The following is an 18722-nucleotide window of genomic DNA, read 5'->3' on the forward strand; positions in this document are numbered from 1 at the left end:
ACACGTTGATTACATAAAAAAGCCAGTCAAATTTGACTGGCTTGTTGAGTTTGATCACAGAATCCAAAATGATTCAGTGCTCAAGACGAGGCTTAAGCATTTTTGTAATCAATTAAGATGCGTAACATACGACGTAATGGCTCTGCTGCGCCCCAAAGTAATTGGTCACCTACAGTGAATGCACCAAGGTATTCTTTACCCATGTTCATTTTGCGTAAACGACCAACAGGTACTGTTAAAGTCCCTGTAACTGCAACTGGGGTAAGATCGGTCATTGATGCTTCGCGTGTATTTGGTACCACTTTTGCCCATTGGCTTGATTGACGAATCATATCTTCAATTTCGTTCAGTGGAACGTCTTTTTTCAGCTTCAATGTGATTGCCTGAGAGTGACAACGCATTGCGCCAATACGCACACAGTGACCATCAATTGGAACGATCTGCTGATTGCCTAAAATCTTGTTGGTTTCAACCTGACCTTTCCATTCTTCTTTTGACTGACCGCTTTCAAGCTGTTTGTCGATATATGGAATGAGAGAACCCGCTAAAGGCACACCAAAGTTTGCCGATGGGAAACCTTCGCCACGTTGTAATTCGGCAATTTTAGAGTCGATGTCTAAAATTGGTGAACGTGGGTCATCCAACAAGTCTTTGGTGTTGTTATACAAGTAGCCCATGCCTGTGATCAGCTCACGCATGTTTTGCGCACCTGCACCAGAAGCTGCTTGATAGGTCATTGAAGTTGCCCATTCCACCAAATTGTTTTGGAATAATGAACCCAAGCCCATCAACATGAGTGAAACAGTACAGTTACCGCCCACAAATGTTTTGGTGCCATTCACCAAGCCATCTTTAATGACATTCATGTTGACTGGATCAAGTACGATAATCGCTTCATCATCCATACGCAGGGTAGATGCAGCATCAATCCAGTAACCATTCCAACCTTCAGCTTTAAGCTTCGGGAAAACGGCAGAAGTGTAATCACCACCTTGACAGGTAATAATGACATCCATTTGCTTCAGACTTTCAATATCTGTTGCATCCATAAGTGCTGGGGCAGTCTTACCACCAAACGCTGGTGCTTCACCGCCAGCATTACTGGTAGAGAAATAGAATGGCTCAAAATGAGCAAAATCATTTTCTTGAACCATACGTTGCATAAGGACGGAACCCACCATCCCGCGCCAACCGACCAGACCTACTTTCATGTCACTTTGCCTCGGTGCGTTAAAAAACAATAAAGGAATATAAGTCTATCAAAAGGGGACGCAACTGCAAGCATTACATGAACAAAACATGAGTATTATTGAGTGAAATCTCTTGTTTGTGTTACATACAAAATTGATAACTTTGGTTTTCATGTAAAAACGACAAAAAATACAAAAGAGTAAAGCAAGATGATTTGGGTAGAAGGGCTTGCAATATTAGTCATTTGGTTAAGTTTTTGGTCACTGATTCCGCGTGATGAATGGTGGATTCGGGGCGCAGATTTTCCACGTTTACAGATCTTGGTTTTGGGCATCATTGCCTTTGTTTTGCTCCTAATTTGGGAGCAGACGTGGGATGTGTCTAGCCAAGTGATTTTAATTGGGCTGATTGCGGCTTTGGCTTATCAGCTCAAAATGGTCTTGCCCTACACCTTGCTGTGGAAAAAACAGGTCAAACAAGTTCGTCCAGAACAGCTAAATCCTGAAAAACAGATTTCATTAATCGTGTCCAATGTCCTGACACCAAATCAAAAATATCATCTTTTAATTGAACATATTCAAGCCTTAAAACCAGATTTGGTGTTGACCCTAGAATCTGATTTGGCTTGGCAGAAAGCCTTGTCTGTGATTGAAGCCGATTATCCTTATCGGGTCGCTGCACCTTTAGATAATTTATATGGCATGCATTTGTATAGCCGTTTGCCATTAAAAGACAGTGAGATCAAATTTATTCTCAGCGATGAAATTCCATCCATTCATACCAGTGTGATTTTGCCTTCGGGGCAGCCTGTACAGTTGTATTGTTTGCATCCTAAACCACCAAGTCCTACCGAAGCCAAAGATTCAGTTTTAAGAGATGCCGAATTGTTGATTGTAGGCGATCAAATCAAAGATTTAGATGAAAGCTGTATCGTAATGGGTGATTTAAACGATGTGGCGTGGTCGCGGACTACGCGCTTGTTCCAAAGAATCAGTGGCTTGCTCGACCCGCGCGTAGGGCGGCACTATATCAATACCTTTCATGCCGATTATCCTTTACTGCGTTGGTCATTAGACCATGTATTTCATAGTACAGATTTTGCATTGGTAGATATGCAGCGTTTAGCACATATTGGTTCAGATCATTTTCCTGTGTATGTGGTATTGCAAACTGGGCGGGTGTTTGATCGAATTCAGGAAGAACTGCCGCAAACCGATGCCGATGAGCAGGAAGCACAACAGGCGATTCAGGATGGGATTGAAAAAGCAGAGCAAGAAGAAAAACTGGTGACCGATGAAATTGCACAACCGTATAAAGCACAGGATAAATCGGTTTAGAAATTAAACGAAAAGTGTACGAAATGGCTTACACGGATTTAGGCACATGACGCATGGTTTATTCTGACTGATCTGGTTAAGATTAATTCATCAGCACAAGGACTCGGGAACGGAATATCCCATTAAGGAAGACGACGCTGAGGGATAAACATCAAGGATATGATGTAGGTAAGGAACGCCATACAATAAAATAACAATAAGTTTTGAAAGCACAACCTCATGAGCCCGAGTTTTACAGGATGTAGAACTCGGGCGATGATTTTTTAGGGCTTATTTTTTCATTCTCATTGTTTTTAAACAAATTAAATTTCAATCAGCTCGATTCAGTTTTAAGGCTTTAGGTGTGTTTTGACTGCAAAACTTGCTGATATAAATCTAAGGTTTGATGACACATATCTGCCAAGCTGAACAATTCAACAGGGGTGACACTTTGCGGTATTTCCAGATGCAATTGCACTGCATTGAATAAAGCCACTTGGTCATCTGCTGCGATGAGCCCTTGCGGATACAGTTGTGACAAAATTTCAGCCACACCACCACGGTTCCAGCCAATCACAGGTGTTCCTACAGATAAAGCCTCAAGTGCAGTGCGTCCAAAGGTTTCCGCCTGATTGGAAAGTGAAAGTACAATATCGCTAAACGCAAGCCACTCGCGAATGTCAGAACGGTGTCCAACAAAGGTTATCGCTTCGGTCAGATGTTTATCCCGAATATTGCGTTCCAGTTCCTGTAAATAAGCTGCTTTTTTAACATCTGCACCGCCTACAACAACAGCATGAATCTGTGGATACTGGGTTTTTAATTTCGCAATTAGATCAATCAATGTTTCATGACCTTTTAAGCGGGTGATACGTCCCGGCAAACAAATTAAAAACTTATGTTCAAGTTCTGGGAAATCTTGATAGGTTTGTTGCATCCATTGTGCCGAAGGTTGATACCCGTGCGGAAATGCAGCAGGGTCAATTCCACGATAAATACGGACAATATCTTCAGGTGGACAGTTTTGATAATGATCACGAATGTATTTGACTACACTGTCAGAAACTGCGATCACTTTTTCCGCTTGGGTCATAATTTGGCTGTAACGGTTAACTGAATAAAAACCATGTACAGTTGAAATTAAGTGTGGACGTTTTTCGGCTGGAATACCTTTTAGGGAAAAATGAGTTAGCCATGCAGGTATGCGGGAACGTACATGCACAATATCAGGTTGATGTTGCATAATCAGTTGGCGTAAAGGACGGATTTGCCACAAGCTTGATAATGATTTTTTGTGGATGGCTAACTTTAAATGAGTGGAACCTTCAGCTTCGAGTTGGTTAACCATCCGTCCGCCATTCGACACCACCAATGACGTATGTCCTTGAGCGACCAAGGCTCGGGCGATTTCGAGCGTACCGCGTTCTACACCGCCACTGTTTAATTCGGGTAATAACTGCATGACTTTCATGAATCTTTCCTTCTGCCGTACAGATTAGTAAATACTGTCATAACCTTCGGGGCGGCTCTTAAACCGACGATGAAACCACATATATTGGGTAGGAGCGATCCGTAATTGCTGCTCAATAATGAAATTGGTGCGCGTTGCATCTGCAACTTCATCTGCGCTTGGGAAATCCAGCAGTTCAGGTTCAATCAAGACTTTATATTGAGGGTTGGAAAGCTCACCTGTACGGTAAAAATATAACGGAATTGCTGCGGCTTTGGTCATTTTAAGTAAACGACGATGCGCTGTAACTGTCGCAGCAGGCACGCCAAAAAATGGCGCCATAACACCTTGTTTTAAACCAAAGTCCTGATCTGGGCTATACCAAATGGCACGACCATTTTTTAAGTGGCGGATTAAACCACGCATGTCATCGTGGTCAATTTGATGACCGTAAATGGTGGCGCGACAACGGTAAATCAGCATGTCCAGTAAGGGATTGTTTTGTGGACGATAGACCACATCGGGGTCAAAATATTGTGCACAGACATAGCCACCTGCATCTAGCAGAGTAGAATGTGTGCCTAACAATAAAACCCCGCGACCATCTGCTTGGGCTTGCTGAATATGTTCCAAACCTTCAACCTGAGTGCGTCCTTTAAACCACTGTGGACAGTACCATGCATTTAAGGTTTCAAATACGCCCAGCATTTGATCAACAAAGACTTGGCGAGCATTTTCATGTACTTCAGCCTCGCTCCATTCAGGAAAACACACTTCCAAATTGCGTAACGTAGTTACGCGACGTGACTTCATGCTGTTAAAGGCAAGATTGCCTAAAAGCTGCGCCAAACGATACTGAATCGCCCACGGCAAAATGGCTAAAATCATCAGGCAGACAATGCCAATCCAGATGCCCCAATATTTTGGCAACAGGAAAGACCATTGAAATTCGCCTGGTTGATATTCAGTGTGTTGACTCATAATGACCGTGTAAAGTGTTGTATCGTTGCAGTTTAGCACGAACCGATTTTAAAATTTAAAAGCATCCGTCCAATGGGAAAGATGCTTAAAACGGTTTTGCGAAGTCTTTCAGGACAAGCGTAGACGAAGTGTCAATAGACCCTAGTTACCATTCGCCAAGTTTTCCAGTTCGTCCCAACGCTCCAGTTTTTCCAGCAGTTCTTCATCAATTTCAGCCAAACGCTGTGAGGCTTTGGTGGCTGCATTGGCATCTGTTACAAACCAAGAACCATCCGCCAGTTTTTCAGCCAATTCGGTTTGTTCCTGTTCCAGTGCTTCAATTTCACCTGGCAACTGCTCTAAAGCACGTTGATCTTTGTAGCTCAATTTTACTTTTTTAGCCGTTGGTGCTGCTGCAGCCGCTTCGGCTTTGGCAACGGCTTTTTTAACATCACTTTTTTGATCAACCACAGTTTGGTCTGGGCGTTGCTGCAAATAGTCCTGATAGCCGCCAATATATTCATCAATATTGCCTTTGCCATCAAATACCCAAGTTGAAGTCACCACGTTGTCCATAAAGGCACGGTCGTGTGAAATCAGCAATAAGGTGCCTTTATAGTCGCTGAGCATTTCCTCAAGCAATTCTAAAGTGACCATATCCAAGTCGTTGGTCGGCTCATCCATCACTATCAGGTTAGATGGTTTGAGTAATAATTTTGCCAGTAAAATACGGTTGCGTTCACCGCCAGACAAGGCTTTAACAGGCGTGCGCGCACGTTCTGGTGAGAATAAAAAGTCTTGTAAATAACTATAGATATGACGACGTTGTCCGTTCACATCAACAAAATCTGAACCTTCAGACACGTTATCTTTGACCGACTTTTCCAAATCCAAGACGTTACGCAATTGGTCAAAATAGGCAATTTCCAGTTGTGTTCCTGTTTTGACAGAGCCGCCATGCTCAATTTCACCTAAAATGGCTTTAATCAGAGTGGTTTTACCGACACCGTTATCACCAACTAAACCAATACGGTCGCCACGTAATACCAATGTTGAAAAGTCTTTGATAATTGGAGCTTGATTGCCAAAGGCCACTTGTAAATGTTCAATATCAAAGACCAGTTTACCTGAGCGATTGGCTTCCTGCGCTGCCATATTGACTTTGCCTTGTTGGAAGCGACGTGCTTTGGATTCTTCACGTAAGGCTTTTAAAGCACGCACACGTCCTTCGTTGCGGGTACGACGTGCTTTAATGCCTTGACGAATCCATGCTTCTTCTTCGGCCAGTTTTTTATCAAACAGCGCATTTTGTTTTTCTTCAGCTTCAAGTTGCTGCGCTTTTAAATCTAAATAACGCGAATAGTTGCCTTCGTAGCTGCGTAATACACCACGATCTAACTCGACAATGCGGGTGGCGATACTATCGACAAAAGCACGGTCATGCGAAATAAACAGCAGGGTTAAATTGTTTTGATCGAGTAAGAATTTTTCTAGCCATTCAATACTTTCTACATCCAAGTGGTTGGTCGGCTCATCTAATAACAACACATCAGGTTGTGTGAGCAGGGCACGTGCCAACAACACACGACGTTTACGTCCGCCCGATAAATCGGCCAAGTCTGCATTCGGATCCAGTCCCATTTTACTTAAAATGGCATTGACCTTATTTTCTAGCGCCCAGCCATCCAGTTGATCCAACTTGTGTTGCAGGTTCCCCATACGGTCACAGGCATCCATATCGCCCAATACACAGGCATCACTGGCTTCGTGATAGGCTTTTAATACTGCAGCAGCTTCGCCTGCACCATCAGCAACAATATCGGCGACTTTGCCTGAATCCATGGGCACATCTTGTGCCAGCATAGAAATAGTGATGCCATTTTGCAACGATACTTCACCGGCATCTGGCAGTAAACTTCCTTCAATCAGTTTAAGTAGAGTAGACTTACCTTCCCCATTACGGCCAATCAAACACACTCGTTCGCCACGTTCTAGGTTAAAATTCGCGCCGTCGAGCAAGGCAGGTCCACCAAATGCAAGCTGGACATCCCTTAAAGTAATATAGGCCATAGTGTTTCCTAAAAAATCTCAAATGAGGATTTGAAATGACTAAACAAAGTATAGATGATCAGGCGTCATTTTCCGCACCCATTGAAGATTTGCAAGTGCGAATTGCATTTTTGGACGATTTAGTTGAACAATTGAATGAACAAGTGGTACGTCAAAGTCTGGAAATTGCGGATTTAAAGCAACAAATGCAATTGTTGTATCAGCGGGTAGAGTCGGCAGATTTGTCGGAAGGCATTGCACCATTTGACCCACTGACTAACCGTCCACCGCATTATTAAGGCTTGAAGACGCATAAATATAGGGAAGGGAGTTGAGATCAAAACAATGTCAGACATGAATTTTATTTGACCTTTACGATACTTCCCGTTGTAATGCTCGGCTGCTGCGCCTAAATCTTAAAATCTACCCGTGTTCGCTAAAATTTATGTCTTCTAAAGTTGTGTTACTTGATCTTGAAAACAACATGCCTACCGCGACTTTGTTGCGAGAGATTGTTGAGCATCATCCTAGTGTGTATCTGTTTAATTGTGCAGGAAAATTTGAATACAGCCTGCAAGATTTAACCGAGTTCGCAGGCTGGATCAGTACCGGTCAGCTCATTATTTTAGATAGCCCTCGTGCCGAATTTAAAGAGTTTGAATATGCTGTGGTGGTGGGACAACTCATGGCGCTACTTGAGCCAGATACACAGGTTGAAGTCATTTCTGCCGCAGACAGTATTCAGATTTTATTGGAAATGTTGCAGGCTTCTGAAATCGCCTGTCACCTGATTCATATTCAGCCTGAAGCACAGGCTGCGAAAAGCAAACATCATTTGCCAAGCCCTGCGGCAATTCGCAGTAAGCCTGAATTGCTATTGGTGAAAAAGTACTGTGATGCGTTGGCAAAAATGTCAGGCAAACCGACAACTCAAGACGCTTTAAAAAACTCGATCTCCAATATTTTGCAGCTTGAAACAGACAAGGCACAGCATGTGTTGGGCATGCTGATTAACCTAAAAATTGTTAAACGTGTAGATGAGCAGATCAGTTTCCGTAAAAAAGTACTGAAACAATGGGTGCAGTTAGATTTAGATGCCGCAGCAGAACCTGTCCAAGAGACGACGGTAAGGTCTACGCTAGCGGAGCAAGCAGAAGTCGCAGAATTGCATCCTCAGCATACGTTGTTTAAAAACTTTAGCCAAATTGACCCTGTGCAATGGGAAGTGGCAAAAAAACTACGTGAGTTAAAAGGTAATAAGCCTAAAGATATTTATGAGTTGCGTGATTTATTGGAACGACTTTTTCCAAAATCTGACATTCGTTTATTGCTCAAAGAACTGATTGAAAAAGGCTATATTTATTGGAATGGGCATGAAGTGCTGTATAGCCATGAAATGTTTTTGAGTTAAGCATTTCGATTAAAGGCGTGTACAGTTGCTCATAAAACTAAAGCAGATTTTTCCTGTATTTAAACTTATTGAAATTAAAGATTATCAATGATTTAAATTTTAATTTATATGTAGGTTTATATAGGTTAAAACGGTGAGAAGGACGCTTTAATTTGTCTAAAGTCTTGCAATAAACAGATTCCCCCTTAATTTTGATCTTGCGTTTTATATTGTGCTTATGCAACTCTAATATAAGAATAGAAAGGTTGTACTATGGAAAATACTGGAATTTGGGTTGCCGTTGCCGTCATTGTATTTGTGATGGGCTCTATTTTTGGTCTGCGTGTAAGCCCAAGAGAAAAAGCTTTGGGACTAATGCGTGAGAAAGCCCGAAAAATGGGACTACACCCACGTTTGGTGGTTGCACCCGACTGGACCAAAATCCCGAAAGCAGCGGAATCACGTGCCAGTATGGTGGCGTATTATAGCGTCTTAATCGCCGATGCTCGTTTACCATTGATGCGTGCTTTAGTGACAGATCAAAAGCTTAATGTGCTGCATGGCGATGAGAAATTCCAAGGCTTACTCATTGCATTAAAGGGCATTTATGCTATTGATATGCAGGCAAACTGTGTAGGAATCTATTGGGATGAAGAAGCCGATCTTCGCGCAACTCAATTAGATGAGATGAAAGCCTTTTTACATAGCTTGGCTGAACGTTAATTTTTAAACCATTAAATAGGAAATACGGTTACTTATGGCGAACGCTCCTCGGTCCACATCCAAAAGCACTGCAGCCAAATCTGAAGCTGGTCACAAACGTGCCTTAGTGATTGTGGAGTCGCCTGCAAAAGCGAAAACAATCAATAAATATCTTGGTTCGGACTACATTGTGAAGTCTTCGGTCGGTCACGTGCGTGATTTGCCAACCAGTGGTGGCGCAAAAACCACAGAAAAGAAAACCACCACCCGAACCAAACTGACCGAGGCTCAGAAAGCTGAAAAAGCTCAACAAGCATTAGTCAACCGTATGGGGGTTGATCCTGAACATGACTGGAAAGCACACTATGAAGTGCTGCCAGGCAAAGAAAATGTAGTCGCTGAATTAAAAAAACTGGCATCGCAGGTCGATGAAGTCTATCTCGCAACGGACTTGGACCGTGAAGGGGAAGCGATTGCGTGGCACTTAAAAGAAGTCATTGGTGGAGATGACTCACGTTATCAACGTGTCGTGTTTAACGAAATTACCAAAAATGCGATTCAAGAAGCCTTTAAGCATCCTGCGCGTTTAGATACCAACAAAGTCAATGCCCAACAGGCACGTCGTTTCTTAGATCGCGTGGTGGGTTTTATGATTTCGCCACTGCTCTGGGAAAAAATTGCCCGTGGTTTATCGGCAGGACGAGTGCAGTCAGTTGCGGTGAAGCTGGTTGTGGAGCGCGAGCGTGAAATTCGCGCCTTTGTACCCGAAGAATACTGGCAAGTCTTTGCAGATACTAAATCAGCAAAAGATGACATTCGCCTAGAAGCAGTTAAACAAGCGGGTAAAACCCTCAAGTTACGTAATAAAGCTGAAACTGATGCTTTACTGAACTTGATTAAAGATGCGCAATACACCGTATCTGCACGTGAAGATAAGCCGACCAAAGTCAACCCAAGTGCGCCGTATATCACGTCAACACTGCAACAGGCAGCGAGTACCCGTCTTGGTTTTTCAGTCAAGAAAACCATGATGCTGGCACAGCGTTTGTATGAAGCAGGTTTTATCACCTATATGCGTACTGACTCGACCTTTCTGAGTGATGATGCGGTCAATATGGTGCGTACACATATTGAAGCGGAGTTTGGTCAAAAATATCTGCCTGCTAAACCAAATCGTTATGGCAATAAAGCAGGTGCACAAGAAGCGCACGAAGCGATTCGTCCATCTAATGTTGCACTTAAAGGCGACAATTTAGTGGGTGTAGAGCGCGATGCACAGCGTTTATATGATCTGATTTGGCGTCAATTCGTGGCCTGTCAAATGACACCAGCCGAATATTTGTCATCGACCATTTTAGTGGATGCCAATGGTGTTGAGTTAAAAGCCAAAGGTCGTACGCTGGTTTTTGATGGTTTCACCAAAGTGCGTGGGCAAAACAAATCGGATGATGATGTATTACTGCCAGCAGTTAAAGTCGGTGAAATTCTTAAATTAGTAAAGCTTGATCCATCGCAACACTTTACCAAACCACCTGCGCGTTTTACTGAAGCTTCCTTGGTTAAAGAGCTTGAGAAAAAAGGCATTGGGCGTCCTTCGACCTATGCTGCGATTATTTCGACCATTCAAGACCGTGGTTATGTAAAACTAGAAAACCGTCGTCTTTATGCCGAAAAAATGGGAGAGATTGTTACAGACCGCCTGGATGAAAGTTTTAATAATCTGATGAACTACGACTTTACAGCAGATTTGGAAGGTCAGCTAGATAAGGTTGCAGATGGTGAACGTGACTGGAAAGACTTACTCAACAGTTTTTATGGTGACTTCAAACAGCGTTTGACCAATGCACAGGGCGAACAAGGCATGCGCCGTAATCTCCCTGTAGAAGTTGATGCAGTGCATTGTAAAGAATGTTCGCGTCCAATGCAGATTCGTACAGGTACAACAGGGGTATTCTTGGGATGTTCAGGCTATAATTTGCCACCAAAAGAACGTTGCAAGGGAACTTTGAACCTGACTCCTGTCGAGTCGCTTGCCGCATTGTCGGATGATGATGCCGCTGAAACTGCAGATTTGATGTCTAAAAAACGCTGCCCAATTTGCGAAACGGCTATGGATAGTTACGTGATTGATGGTGGTCGTAAACTGCATATTTGCGGGAATAACCCAGACTGTGGAGGTTTTGAGCTAGAGGAAGGCGAGTTCAAAATTAAAGGCTATGATGGCCCAACCATTCCGTGCGACAAGTGTGATGGTGAAATGCAGTTGAAAACAGGTCGCTTTGGCCCTTATTTTGCCTGCACCAGTTGTGAAAATACACGTAAAGTACTCAAGAATGGTCAGCCTGCGCCACCGCGTGTTGATCCAATTAAAATGGAACATTTACGCTCAACCAAACACGATGATTTCTTTGTGTTGCGTGATGGTGCAGCAGGTTTGTTCTTGGCAGCCAGCAAGTTTCCGAAAGTCCGTGAAACCCGTGCGCCGAAAGTCGCGGAATTGCGTACAGTTGCAGAACAGCTTGATCCGAAATATCAGTTTATTTTGCAAGCACCCGATACAGACCCAGAGGGTAATCCAACATTGGTGAAATTCAGCCGTAAGAATCAAGCGCAATATATTGGTTCGGAAACGCCTGAAGGCAAACAAACCAAATGGTCATTGGTTTACAAAGATGGTAAATGGGTTGAGGCTTAATTATCCAAATTACAAAATGCTGGCTTCGGTCAGCATTTTTTTAAATCATATAATTTGAAATGTGAAAAAATAAAAAACAGAGAGGTTTTGTGAATCTTAATCCGATGTGGGGGGCGAGTTTAAAGATAATAAGATTAAACTCGGTAAAGTGATTGCCTAAAGATATTTAAAGTATGTGGAAAAAAATCCGAATTTTATGCTTATTGCTGGTTTTACTGGTTGTTGCAGTCAATGCTTGGCGTGATCAGAACCAAGACTGGAATAAGCCCATCATCGTATTGTTACATCCAATCAATGCCGATGGACGATCAAATACCCAAAACTATATCAATACATTAAATATCACTAATTTAAATTCTGCTCAAGACTATCTAAAACAAGCTTCTTTGCAGTATCGTGGGCAACCCATTGCGCTTTATTTCAAACAGGGGCGAGAATTAAAGCAGTTGCCACCAAAAGTGCCTGAGCAAGCATCGCTACTGAGCACCGTACTATGGAGTTTAAAGTTCCGTTTTTACGCTTGGCAGCAACGACAAAGCAGTGATGGTGCGGCAACCGTGACGCTGTACCTGAATTATTATGATCCGAGTCAAACTCAAATTTTGAAACATTCCACCGCTTTGCAAAAAGGCAAAATTGGCTCGGTGAATTTATTTGCTTCTGCTGCGCACAGTGAGCGCAATACCATGGTGATGGTGCATGAATTACTGCATACTTTTGGCGCCACAGATAAATATGATTTGAGCACAGGTCAGCCGATTTATCCGATTGGTTATGCAGACCCAAATCAGCAACCATTGTACCCACAACGACAGGCTGAACTAATGGCGGGTTATGTGCCACTTTCGCAAAGCAAAAGTAAAATGCCTGAATCGCTACAACAAACACGTATTAACGAAATCACTGCCATAGAGTTGGGTTGGAAATAATGTGGATAAGCATGGACTTATCCACATTTCTATCATAGGGACTGTGTAAAAGTATGTGCTTGAGCATGACTTGAGTATAAATTGAGCAATTTATATTCATGGGTTTATTCCTAAACCGATCTGTTAAACTATTCATCCACCCAGTACGATGAGTCACTATGAGTTTAGCCAGCCTAATTGATGAATTGAATCCCCAGCAAAAACAAGCAGCCACGACAGCACATCAACATAGTCTGGTCTTGGCTGGCGCAGGCTGTGGCAAAACCAAAACCATTGTGGCACGTGCAGCGTACTTGATAGATCAAGGTATTCCAGCCAATCAAATTCAAATTTTGACCTTTACCCGTCGTGCGGCGAGTGAAATTGTCGCGCGGGTGGAGTTGGCACTGGGTGAGCAAGCCAAAGGCTTACGTGCTTCGACCTTTCATACTTTTTGTATGTACCTATTACGACGTATTCCTAAAGCTTTTGGCTTAGAGCAGTTTTCTATTATTGATCGTGATGATCAGTTGATGATGTTTCGCCTCATTCGCGGAAAAGATGATAAGAAAAATCCAAGTCAGTTGCCTAAGCCTCAAGAATTATGTGATTTGTATTCTTTTGCGCGGAATACCCGTCAAAAACTGAGTGTGGCTTTAGAAAAGCAACAGCCTGAATATTTGGCATTAAAAGATCAAATTGCTGAAATTATGCAGGAATACGAAAGCCGTAAACGTGCACGTGGCTTTCTCGATTATGACGATATTTTGGCTGTGGTGGCATCGGCATTGGCGCAGTCGGAAGGTCTGGTCGATTATGTCGCGTCAATTTGTCAGCATCTTCTGGTCGATGAAATGCAGGACACCAATCCTTTGCAATGGGCTTTGCTTGAGCCTTTAAAAGATCGGGTCAGTTTGTTTTGTGTGGGCGATGATGCACAGTCGATTTATGGTTTCCGTGGTGCAGATTTTGAAAATATTCATCATTTCACTGAACGTGTGCCGAATGCTCAAATTTTTAAACTGGAACAAAATTATCGCTCCACTCAGGAAATATTAGACCTGTCTAATTGGTTGCTGGAGCAAAGTGAAATTCGCTATAACAAACGATTGCAGGCGCATCGTGGTGATGGCATCAAGCCAAAAATGCATCTTTTCCCAAATGAGTTTGATGAAGCCAAATGGATCGCCATTGATATTAAAGAGCGACATTTTTTAGAAGGTGCACCGTGGTCAGATCACATGGTGTTGGTACGCTCCAGTTTTGCCGCACGGCATATTGAAGCGGCATGTATTGCGGCAAGCGTGCCATATCGTTTTATTGGCGGCATGAAGTTATTGGAAACCGCGCATGTGAAAGACTTGCTCAGTTTATTGCGGGTCATTGCCAATCCTCTAGATGATATTGCATGGATGCGTTTTCTGACCTTATGGAATGGCGTGGGTGATGTCGGTGCAAGTAAGTTGGCCCAACAACTATTGCTTGAACCGAGCATGGATAAAATTATTGGAAAGTTGGAAAAGTTTGGAAAATTGCCTGAAAAAACTTTACTGATTATGAAGCAGATGGACGTTTTACGGCATGAAGTTGCTGCTTGTGTCGGTTTGGGGATTGAAGCTATTCAGGAACAATTGGCAGAAAATTATAAAAAAGACTGGAATCGTCGTCAGGGCGATTTTCAGTTGGTGCAACAATTGGCGGCTAAGCATGCGCAGTTAAGTGAATTTTTAGAAGAGTATGTACTCGATCCTGTATCTATTTCAGAAATTGAACGTCAGTCTGATACCGATGTGGTCACTTTGATTACGATTCACTCTGCCAAGGGTACAGAGCAAAAAGTGTGCTATGTGGCCAATGTGACACCGGGGCAGTACCCACACGCACGGGCGCAGGGCAGTTTTGATGATATTGAAGAAGAACGTCGCGTGTTGTATGTGGCCTTGACCCGTGCCCAAAATGAACTGATTTTAACCAAACAAAATCTGAATTTATGGGCGCGTGACATGGTAGATGAACAGGGGCGCAAGCTAGACAGTTATTTTTTGAATGATTTGACACGTCAGTTGTGTAGCATGGAAACCCATCACCGTCCCCGTCAGCAAACGGTTAAAAGCGCCTTGGTGGAACGTCAAGCGATTAATTTAGATTTTGGCATTGATCTCGATTAAACTATGTCACATGGTTTCCTGCAAAAAGTAGAGTAGGCGAGTGCTTTTTGATGTTTTTTGCCTATTTTAAGGTTGTAAGATGAAAATTTTAGTTCGTAGTTTAGAGCGCACGGTTACTGAAGAAGAGTTATTAAAACTTTTTCAGGAATACGGCACAGTTGAATCTTGTACGTTGGTGCTGGATGCGGCAACAGGAAAATCGAAAGGGTTTGCATTTGTAGAAATGCCGCATGCACGTGAAGCTGTGAAAGCCATTAAAGGCTTGAACACATTGCGTCTGCATGGACATGGTATTCGAGTCAAAGCGGCGGAAGATAAGCCTGCCTCAAAATAGTTCAAAGGGAGCAACAAATGCTCCTTTTTTATGCGCATTTTCTAATGCAAATTCTGATATGGGCACTGTATTGGTGCGCATTTTAGGTTGTATAAAAACAGTCTATTTTTTATTGGGAATCATGTAAAAATCGGTTTAATCTAAAGCTCTTAGACCGCTAAATTGAGGAAAGGCTCATGTCTCGTGTTGCTCGTTTTCATGCAGATCGTACCAATCAGAAATTATATTTTGCCCGCCTTTCGTGCCAACAGGCAGAGCAAACCGAACACGTTCAGCAAGCGCAGGCGCATCGTGAAGCTGCGGTATTTCATTTGCATGGTGCGGTACTGGCTTTTTTGCAGGAATTGGTACGCTATTATCGCCTGAATGACAGCAATCCGACCCTTAAATCGATTGAAGAATTAATGGCTGCAAAAGGGCAGATTTCCCCTGAAGTGGCTATTTTACAGCAACTGAGTAAATCGGGCTTTATTGCAGAGTTAAAGCGAGCGTATCGCTTGTGTCAGTACACACCAGAACCGAGTGCGCCTGAACCTGAAGATGAAACCTCATCTAATTTAATTATTAAAGTCACGCAAACGCCGCAAGCATGGTTGCCAGACACCAAAATTTTACGGGAATGGCATCGAGATTTAACCCAATTGATTGATGGTTTTCGCAATGAGATGGTAGAGTTTTAAGCTGACCAAGAGCCCTTGAAAAATTTTTGATCAGCCCGATATAAATATTCTAAACGATGCAAAGTGCAAGCGCCTTTGCCGCCATGTCGAGCATGGAGGATATATGTCTATAGAGCAATTGAAAGAATTATTTGGTAATCAGGAAGCTATTTTGGAGCTGGTGCAGCTTGAAGGCGGTGAGTTGGCATTGCGTAATGCAGGCTCAGAGAAAGAGCCGTTGGTGAAAATCCAGTTTAATGACGAAGTCAAAGCCTTATTGGGTGATCAGACTGCTGTTGTTGCGCAGCACATGATTCAGGCGGCATTATTTGGCTTGTTGGAAAAACAGGTCAATGAGTGGCATGCAGAAATTGTGGATGAGCAGCCAAAATTTATGAGTTGATCTGTATGCTTCAGCGAACTTGCTAGATCAGTAGTGACGGCAATCATTCATATAAAAAAAGCGCACTGTATAAAGTGCGCTTTTGTTTGTTGCATATCTGGCTTAGATCGCCATACGTCCAAAATTGGCTTAATGCGTTGGTGGTTGATGATGCGCAATTTCAATTTGATTTAAAATATAATTACTCATATTTTTCGCCATTTCTTCTTTGGCGAAATACACCTCACCAATGTTGTCCTTACGAATCACTTCGGCTTCAGCTTTGCTTTCTGCACAAACCAAGACTTGAATTTCTGGGTTAAGGGTTTTGGCAATATCCACAATTTTATGAATGTCCAGAATATCCATAGGCGAAAGCACCAACAGTCTTGCATGCTGGATATGCGCCTGAATCAGCACACCTGCTTCTGTGGCAACTCCGCTGACCGCAGCAATGCCTTTTGCACGCAAATCTTCTACAATTTCACGGTTTTCTTCGGCAATCACGACCTTAATATTTTCAGCCATGAGATTTTGGGTAATACGACGTCCGACTTCACCATGCCCAACAATCACGACCTGATCACGTAAATAGTCCTGTGAGACTTCATCGGGTAGCATCGCTAATGGATCGCTGCTACGTTCCAGTAAACGTGCCAAGTAAGAGCGTTCCCGAATCCAGTTTTGAACGGGTTCAATTGCAGAGAAAACAAAAGAGTTGAGCGTAATAGAAATGAGTGCTCCTGCCAGAATCAGGTTTTGGCCTTCCAGCGACAACAGTTGTAGCGATACGCCTAAGGTTGCCAAAATGAAGGAGAACTCACCAATTTGCGCTAAGCTTGCACCTACAGTTAAGGCCGTGTTGAGTGGGTAGCGGAAGAACAGCACCAAAGCCATTGCTGCAATGGTTTTACCCACCATAACAATGGCGACCACAGCCAGTACGTGTATCGGTTCTTCAATTAAAATACGTGGGTCAAACAGCATGCCCACGGCTACAAAGAACAGAATTGAGAAAATTTCACGTAGTGGAAGCGTTTCTTCTTCGGCACGATGGCTAAAGTCAGACTCTTTCACCACCATACCTGCAAAGAATGCACCGAGCGCCATTGATACGCCAAAGACTTTATAGGCACCAAAGGCAATTGATACTGCCGCTGCAACTACAGTTAGGGTAAACAGTTCCCGAGAGCCCAAACGTGCCACAATTTGCATGATAAAGGGCACAAGGCGTTTGCCCACAATGAGCATAAAGGCAATGAAGCCTGATACCTTAAGTAAGGTTAGCCCCAAAGTTAGCCAGATATTTTCATCATTTGCACCTTCAATGGCTTGTCCACCCAGTAATACGGCTGTTGCGGGAAGCAGTACCAAGGCCAAGACCATCACCAAGTCTTCAACCAATAACCAACCCACAGCAATTTTACCGTTAACGGAGTCAAGCAAGCCGCGATCTCCTAAGGCTTTGAGCAAAACAACGGTACTGGCACAGGACAGGCTTAAGCCAAAGATGAGCGCAGAACCAAAGCTCCAGCCCCACATCATCGACACACTCACACCCAATAAAGTCGCCACTGCAATTTGTAGGATTGCACCGGGTAGGGCAATGCGTCGGACTTGCATGAGATCATTCAGGGAAAAGTGCATGCCCACGCCAAACATGAGGAACATCACCCCAAGTTCTGCCAGTTGGTTGGCTAAGTGGATGTCGGCAACAATTCCGGGGGTGTTGGGACTAATGATCACCCCAGCAATCAAATAGCCCATGAGCGGCGGCAGGCGTAAACGAGCAGCGATATAACCAAATACCAGCGCCAAGCCAAAACCAACGGCAAGTAAGATAATGAGTTCTACATCATGCGGCACGAGAAACTCCTGAAGCCATGGTTAACCTTATGTGAAGACAAGCACAAACAGTGCCAAAAGAAAAATGCGAGGAAATTTTAACAAGTGGGACAAAAAAAGTGCAAAAAAAACGACCTAATTCAGGTCGTTTTTTTAAAAAGCCAAAATTATTTGATTTTAGCTTCTTTGAAAATCACGTGTTGACGGATTTTTGGATCAAATTTTTTGATTTCCATTTTTTCCGGCATAGTACGTTTGTTTTTAGTAGTGGTGTAGAAATAACCAGTACCCGCTGTAGACACTAAGCGAATCTTATCACGCATTGTCTTGACTCCTTACTTAGATCTTTTGACCTTGAGCACGTAGGTCAGCAACAACCTTTTCAATGCCCAATTTGTCGATAATACGCATACCTTTAGTGGTTAAACGAAGACGTACGAAACGTTTTTCGCTTTCTAACCAGAAACGGTGGTTGTGCAGGTTCGGCTCGAACCGGCGCTTAGTTTTGTTGTTGGCGTGTGAGACGTTGTTACCAACGACTGGACGCTTGCCGGTAACTTGGCAAACCTTAGACATGGTGTAACTCCATTGATTTAGCCAACAGCAAATCTGTATGGCCAGTCAAAAATAAACGGATGAATTCATTCAAGGGGCGTTTTATATCAAAAATACG

The 18722-nt window shown here is 43.1% G+C and carries 17 protein-coding genes; 10 read left to right on the forward strand and 7 right to left on the reverse strand.

The features are described 5' to 3' along the window. Positions 1 to 92: 92 nt before the first annotated feature. Positions 93 to 1211 (reverse strand): aspartate-semialdehyde dehydrogenase, encoded by a 1119-nt coding sequence (gene asd / locus FTV43_RS04665; protein ID WP_104853023.1) that lies wholly within the window; start codon positions 1209 to 1211, stop codon positions 93 to 95. A 189-nt stretch (positions 1212 to 1400) separates the two neighbouring features. On the opposite strand from asd, the gene FTV43_RS04670 reads away from it, so the two are divergent. After that, the gene (locus tag FTV43_RS04670) at positions 1401 to 2528 is read left to right on the forward strand and encodes an endonuclease/exonuclease/phosphatase family protein (RefSeq protein WP_104853024.1); all 1128 of its coding nucleotides are present in this window, start codon (positions 1401 to 1403) and stop codon (positions 2526 to 2528) included. A 337-nt stretch (positions 2529 to 2865) separates the two neighbouring features. On the opposite strand, the gene FTV43_RS04675 is transcribed toward FTV43_RS04670, so the two are convergent. The 3 genes from FTV43_RS04675 to FTV43_RS04685 all read right to left on the reverse strand — a co-directional run bounded on the left by FTV43_RS04675 (position 2866) and on the right by FTV43_RS04685 (position 6987). Then, complete coding sequence (locus FTV43_RS04675; protein WP_179994963.1) at positions 2866 to 3978, reverse strand: glycosyltransferase family 4 protein; 1113 nt, start codon at positions 3976 to 3978, stop codon at positions 2866 to 2868. A gap of 24 nt (positions 3979 to 4002) precedes the next feature. Then, positions 4003 to 4938 (reverse strand): lauroyl acyltransferase, encoded by a 936-nt coding sequence (locus FTV43_RS04680; protein WP_104853025.1) that lies wholly within the window; start codon positions 4936 to 4938, stop codon positions 4003 to 4005. Between the two features lie 141 nt (positions 4939 to 5079). Further along, positions 5080 to 6987, reverse strand: coding sequence for an ATP-binding cassette domain-containing protein (locus tag FTV43_RS04685; RefSeq protein WP_179994964.1), 1908 nt, complete (start codon positions 6985 to 6987; stop codon positions 5080 to 5082). Between the two features lie 35 nt (positions 6988 to 7022). Here FTV43_RS04685 and FTV43_RS04690 point away from each other — a divergent pair, with 35 nt between their 5' ends. From FTV43_RS04690 to FTV43_RS04730, 9 genes are all read left to right on the forward strand, one after another. Then, entirely contained in the window at positions 7023 to 7265 is a 243-nt protein-coding gene (locus FTV43_RS04690; protein WP_154321065.1) for a SlyX family protein, read from the forward strand. 146 nt (positions 7266 to 7411) lie between these two features. Further along, entirely contained in the window at positions 7412 to 8377 is a 966-nt protein-coding gene (locus FTV43_RS04695) for a hypothetical protein (RefSeq protein ID WP_179994965.1), read from the forward strand. Between the two features lie 252 nt (positions 8378 to 8629). Then, positions 8630 to 9079, forward strand: a complete 450-nt coding sequence (locus FTV43_RS04700; protein WP_179994966.1) for an ammonium transporter — start codon at positions 8630 to 8632, stop codon at positions 9077 to 9079. 34 nt (positions 9080 to 9113) lie between these two features. Then, entirely contained in the window at positions 9114 to 11753 is a 2640-nt protein-coding gene (topA, locus tag FTV43_RS04705; protein ID WP_179994967.1) for a type I DNA topoisomerase, read from the forward strand. Between the two features lie 173 nt (positions 11754 to 11926). Beyond that, complete coding sequence (locus FTV43_RS04710; RefSeq protein WP_179994968.1) at positions 11927 to 12682, forward strand: hypothetical protein; 756 nt, start codon at positions 11927 to 11929, stop codon at positions 12680 to 12682. 158 nt (positions 12683 to 12840) lie between these two features. Continuing rightward, on the forward strand, positions 12841 to 14829 hold the full coding sequence (locus FTV43_RS04715; RefSeq protein ID WP_179994969.1) for an ATP-dependent helicase: 1989 nt from the start codon (positions 12841 to 12843) through the stop codon (positions 14827 to 14829). Between the two features lie 79 nt (positions 14830 to 14908). Continuing rightward, a complete protein-coding gene (locus FTV43_RS04720; protein WP_168541438.1) occupies positions 14909 to 15163 on the forward strand; it encodes an RNA-binding protein in 255 nt (84 codons plus the stop codon). A gap of 176 nt (positions 15164 to 15339) precedes the next feature. Then, positions 15340 to 15843, forward strand: coding sequence for a DUF6586 family protein (locus tag FTV43_RS04725; protein WP_096901716.1), 504 nt, complete (start codon positions 15340 to 15342; stop codon positions 15841 to 15843). Positions 15844 to 15946: 103 nt separating this feature from the next. Continuing rightward, positions 15947 to 16225 (forward strand): hypothetical protein, encoded by a 279-nt coding sequence (locus FTV43_RS04730; RefSeq protein WP_004976142.1) that lies wholly within the window; start codon positions 15947 to 15949, stop codon positions 16223 to 16225. Positions 16226 to 16354: 129 nt separating this feature from the next. Here FTV43_RS04730 and FTV43_RS04735 read toward each other — a convergent pair whose 3' ends face one another. The 3 genes from FTV43_RS04735 to rpmB form a co-directional block, all read right to left on the reverse strand. Beyond that, positions 16355 to 18070, reverse strand: a complete 1716-nt coding sequence (locus FTV43_RS04735) for a cation:proton antiporter (protein ID WP_179994970.1) — start codon at positions 18068 to 18070, stop codon at positions 16355 to 16357. Between the two features lie 146 nt (positions 18071 to 18216). After that, complete coding sequence (rpmG, locus tag FTV43_RS04740) at positions 18217 to 18372, reverse strand: 50S ribosomal protein L33 (protein WP_003654787.1); 156 nt, start codon at positions 18370 to 18372, stop codon at positions 18217 to 18219. 16 nt (positions 18373 to 18388) lie between these two features. Then, the gene (gene rpmB / locus FTV43_RS04745; protein WP_004976147.1) at positions 18389 to 18625 is read right to left on the reverse strand and encodes a 50S ribosomal protein L28; all 237 of its coding nucleotides are present in this window, start codon (positions 18623 to 18625) and stop codon (positions 18389 to 18391) included. Positions 18626 to 18722 lie beyond the last annotated feature (97 nt).

This window comes from Acinetobacter sp. YH16053 (assembly GCF_013417035.1).
Lineage (GTDB): Bacteria > Pseudomonadota > Gammaproteobacteria > Pseudomonadales > Moraxellaceae > Acinetobacter > Acinetobacter towneri.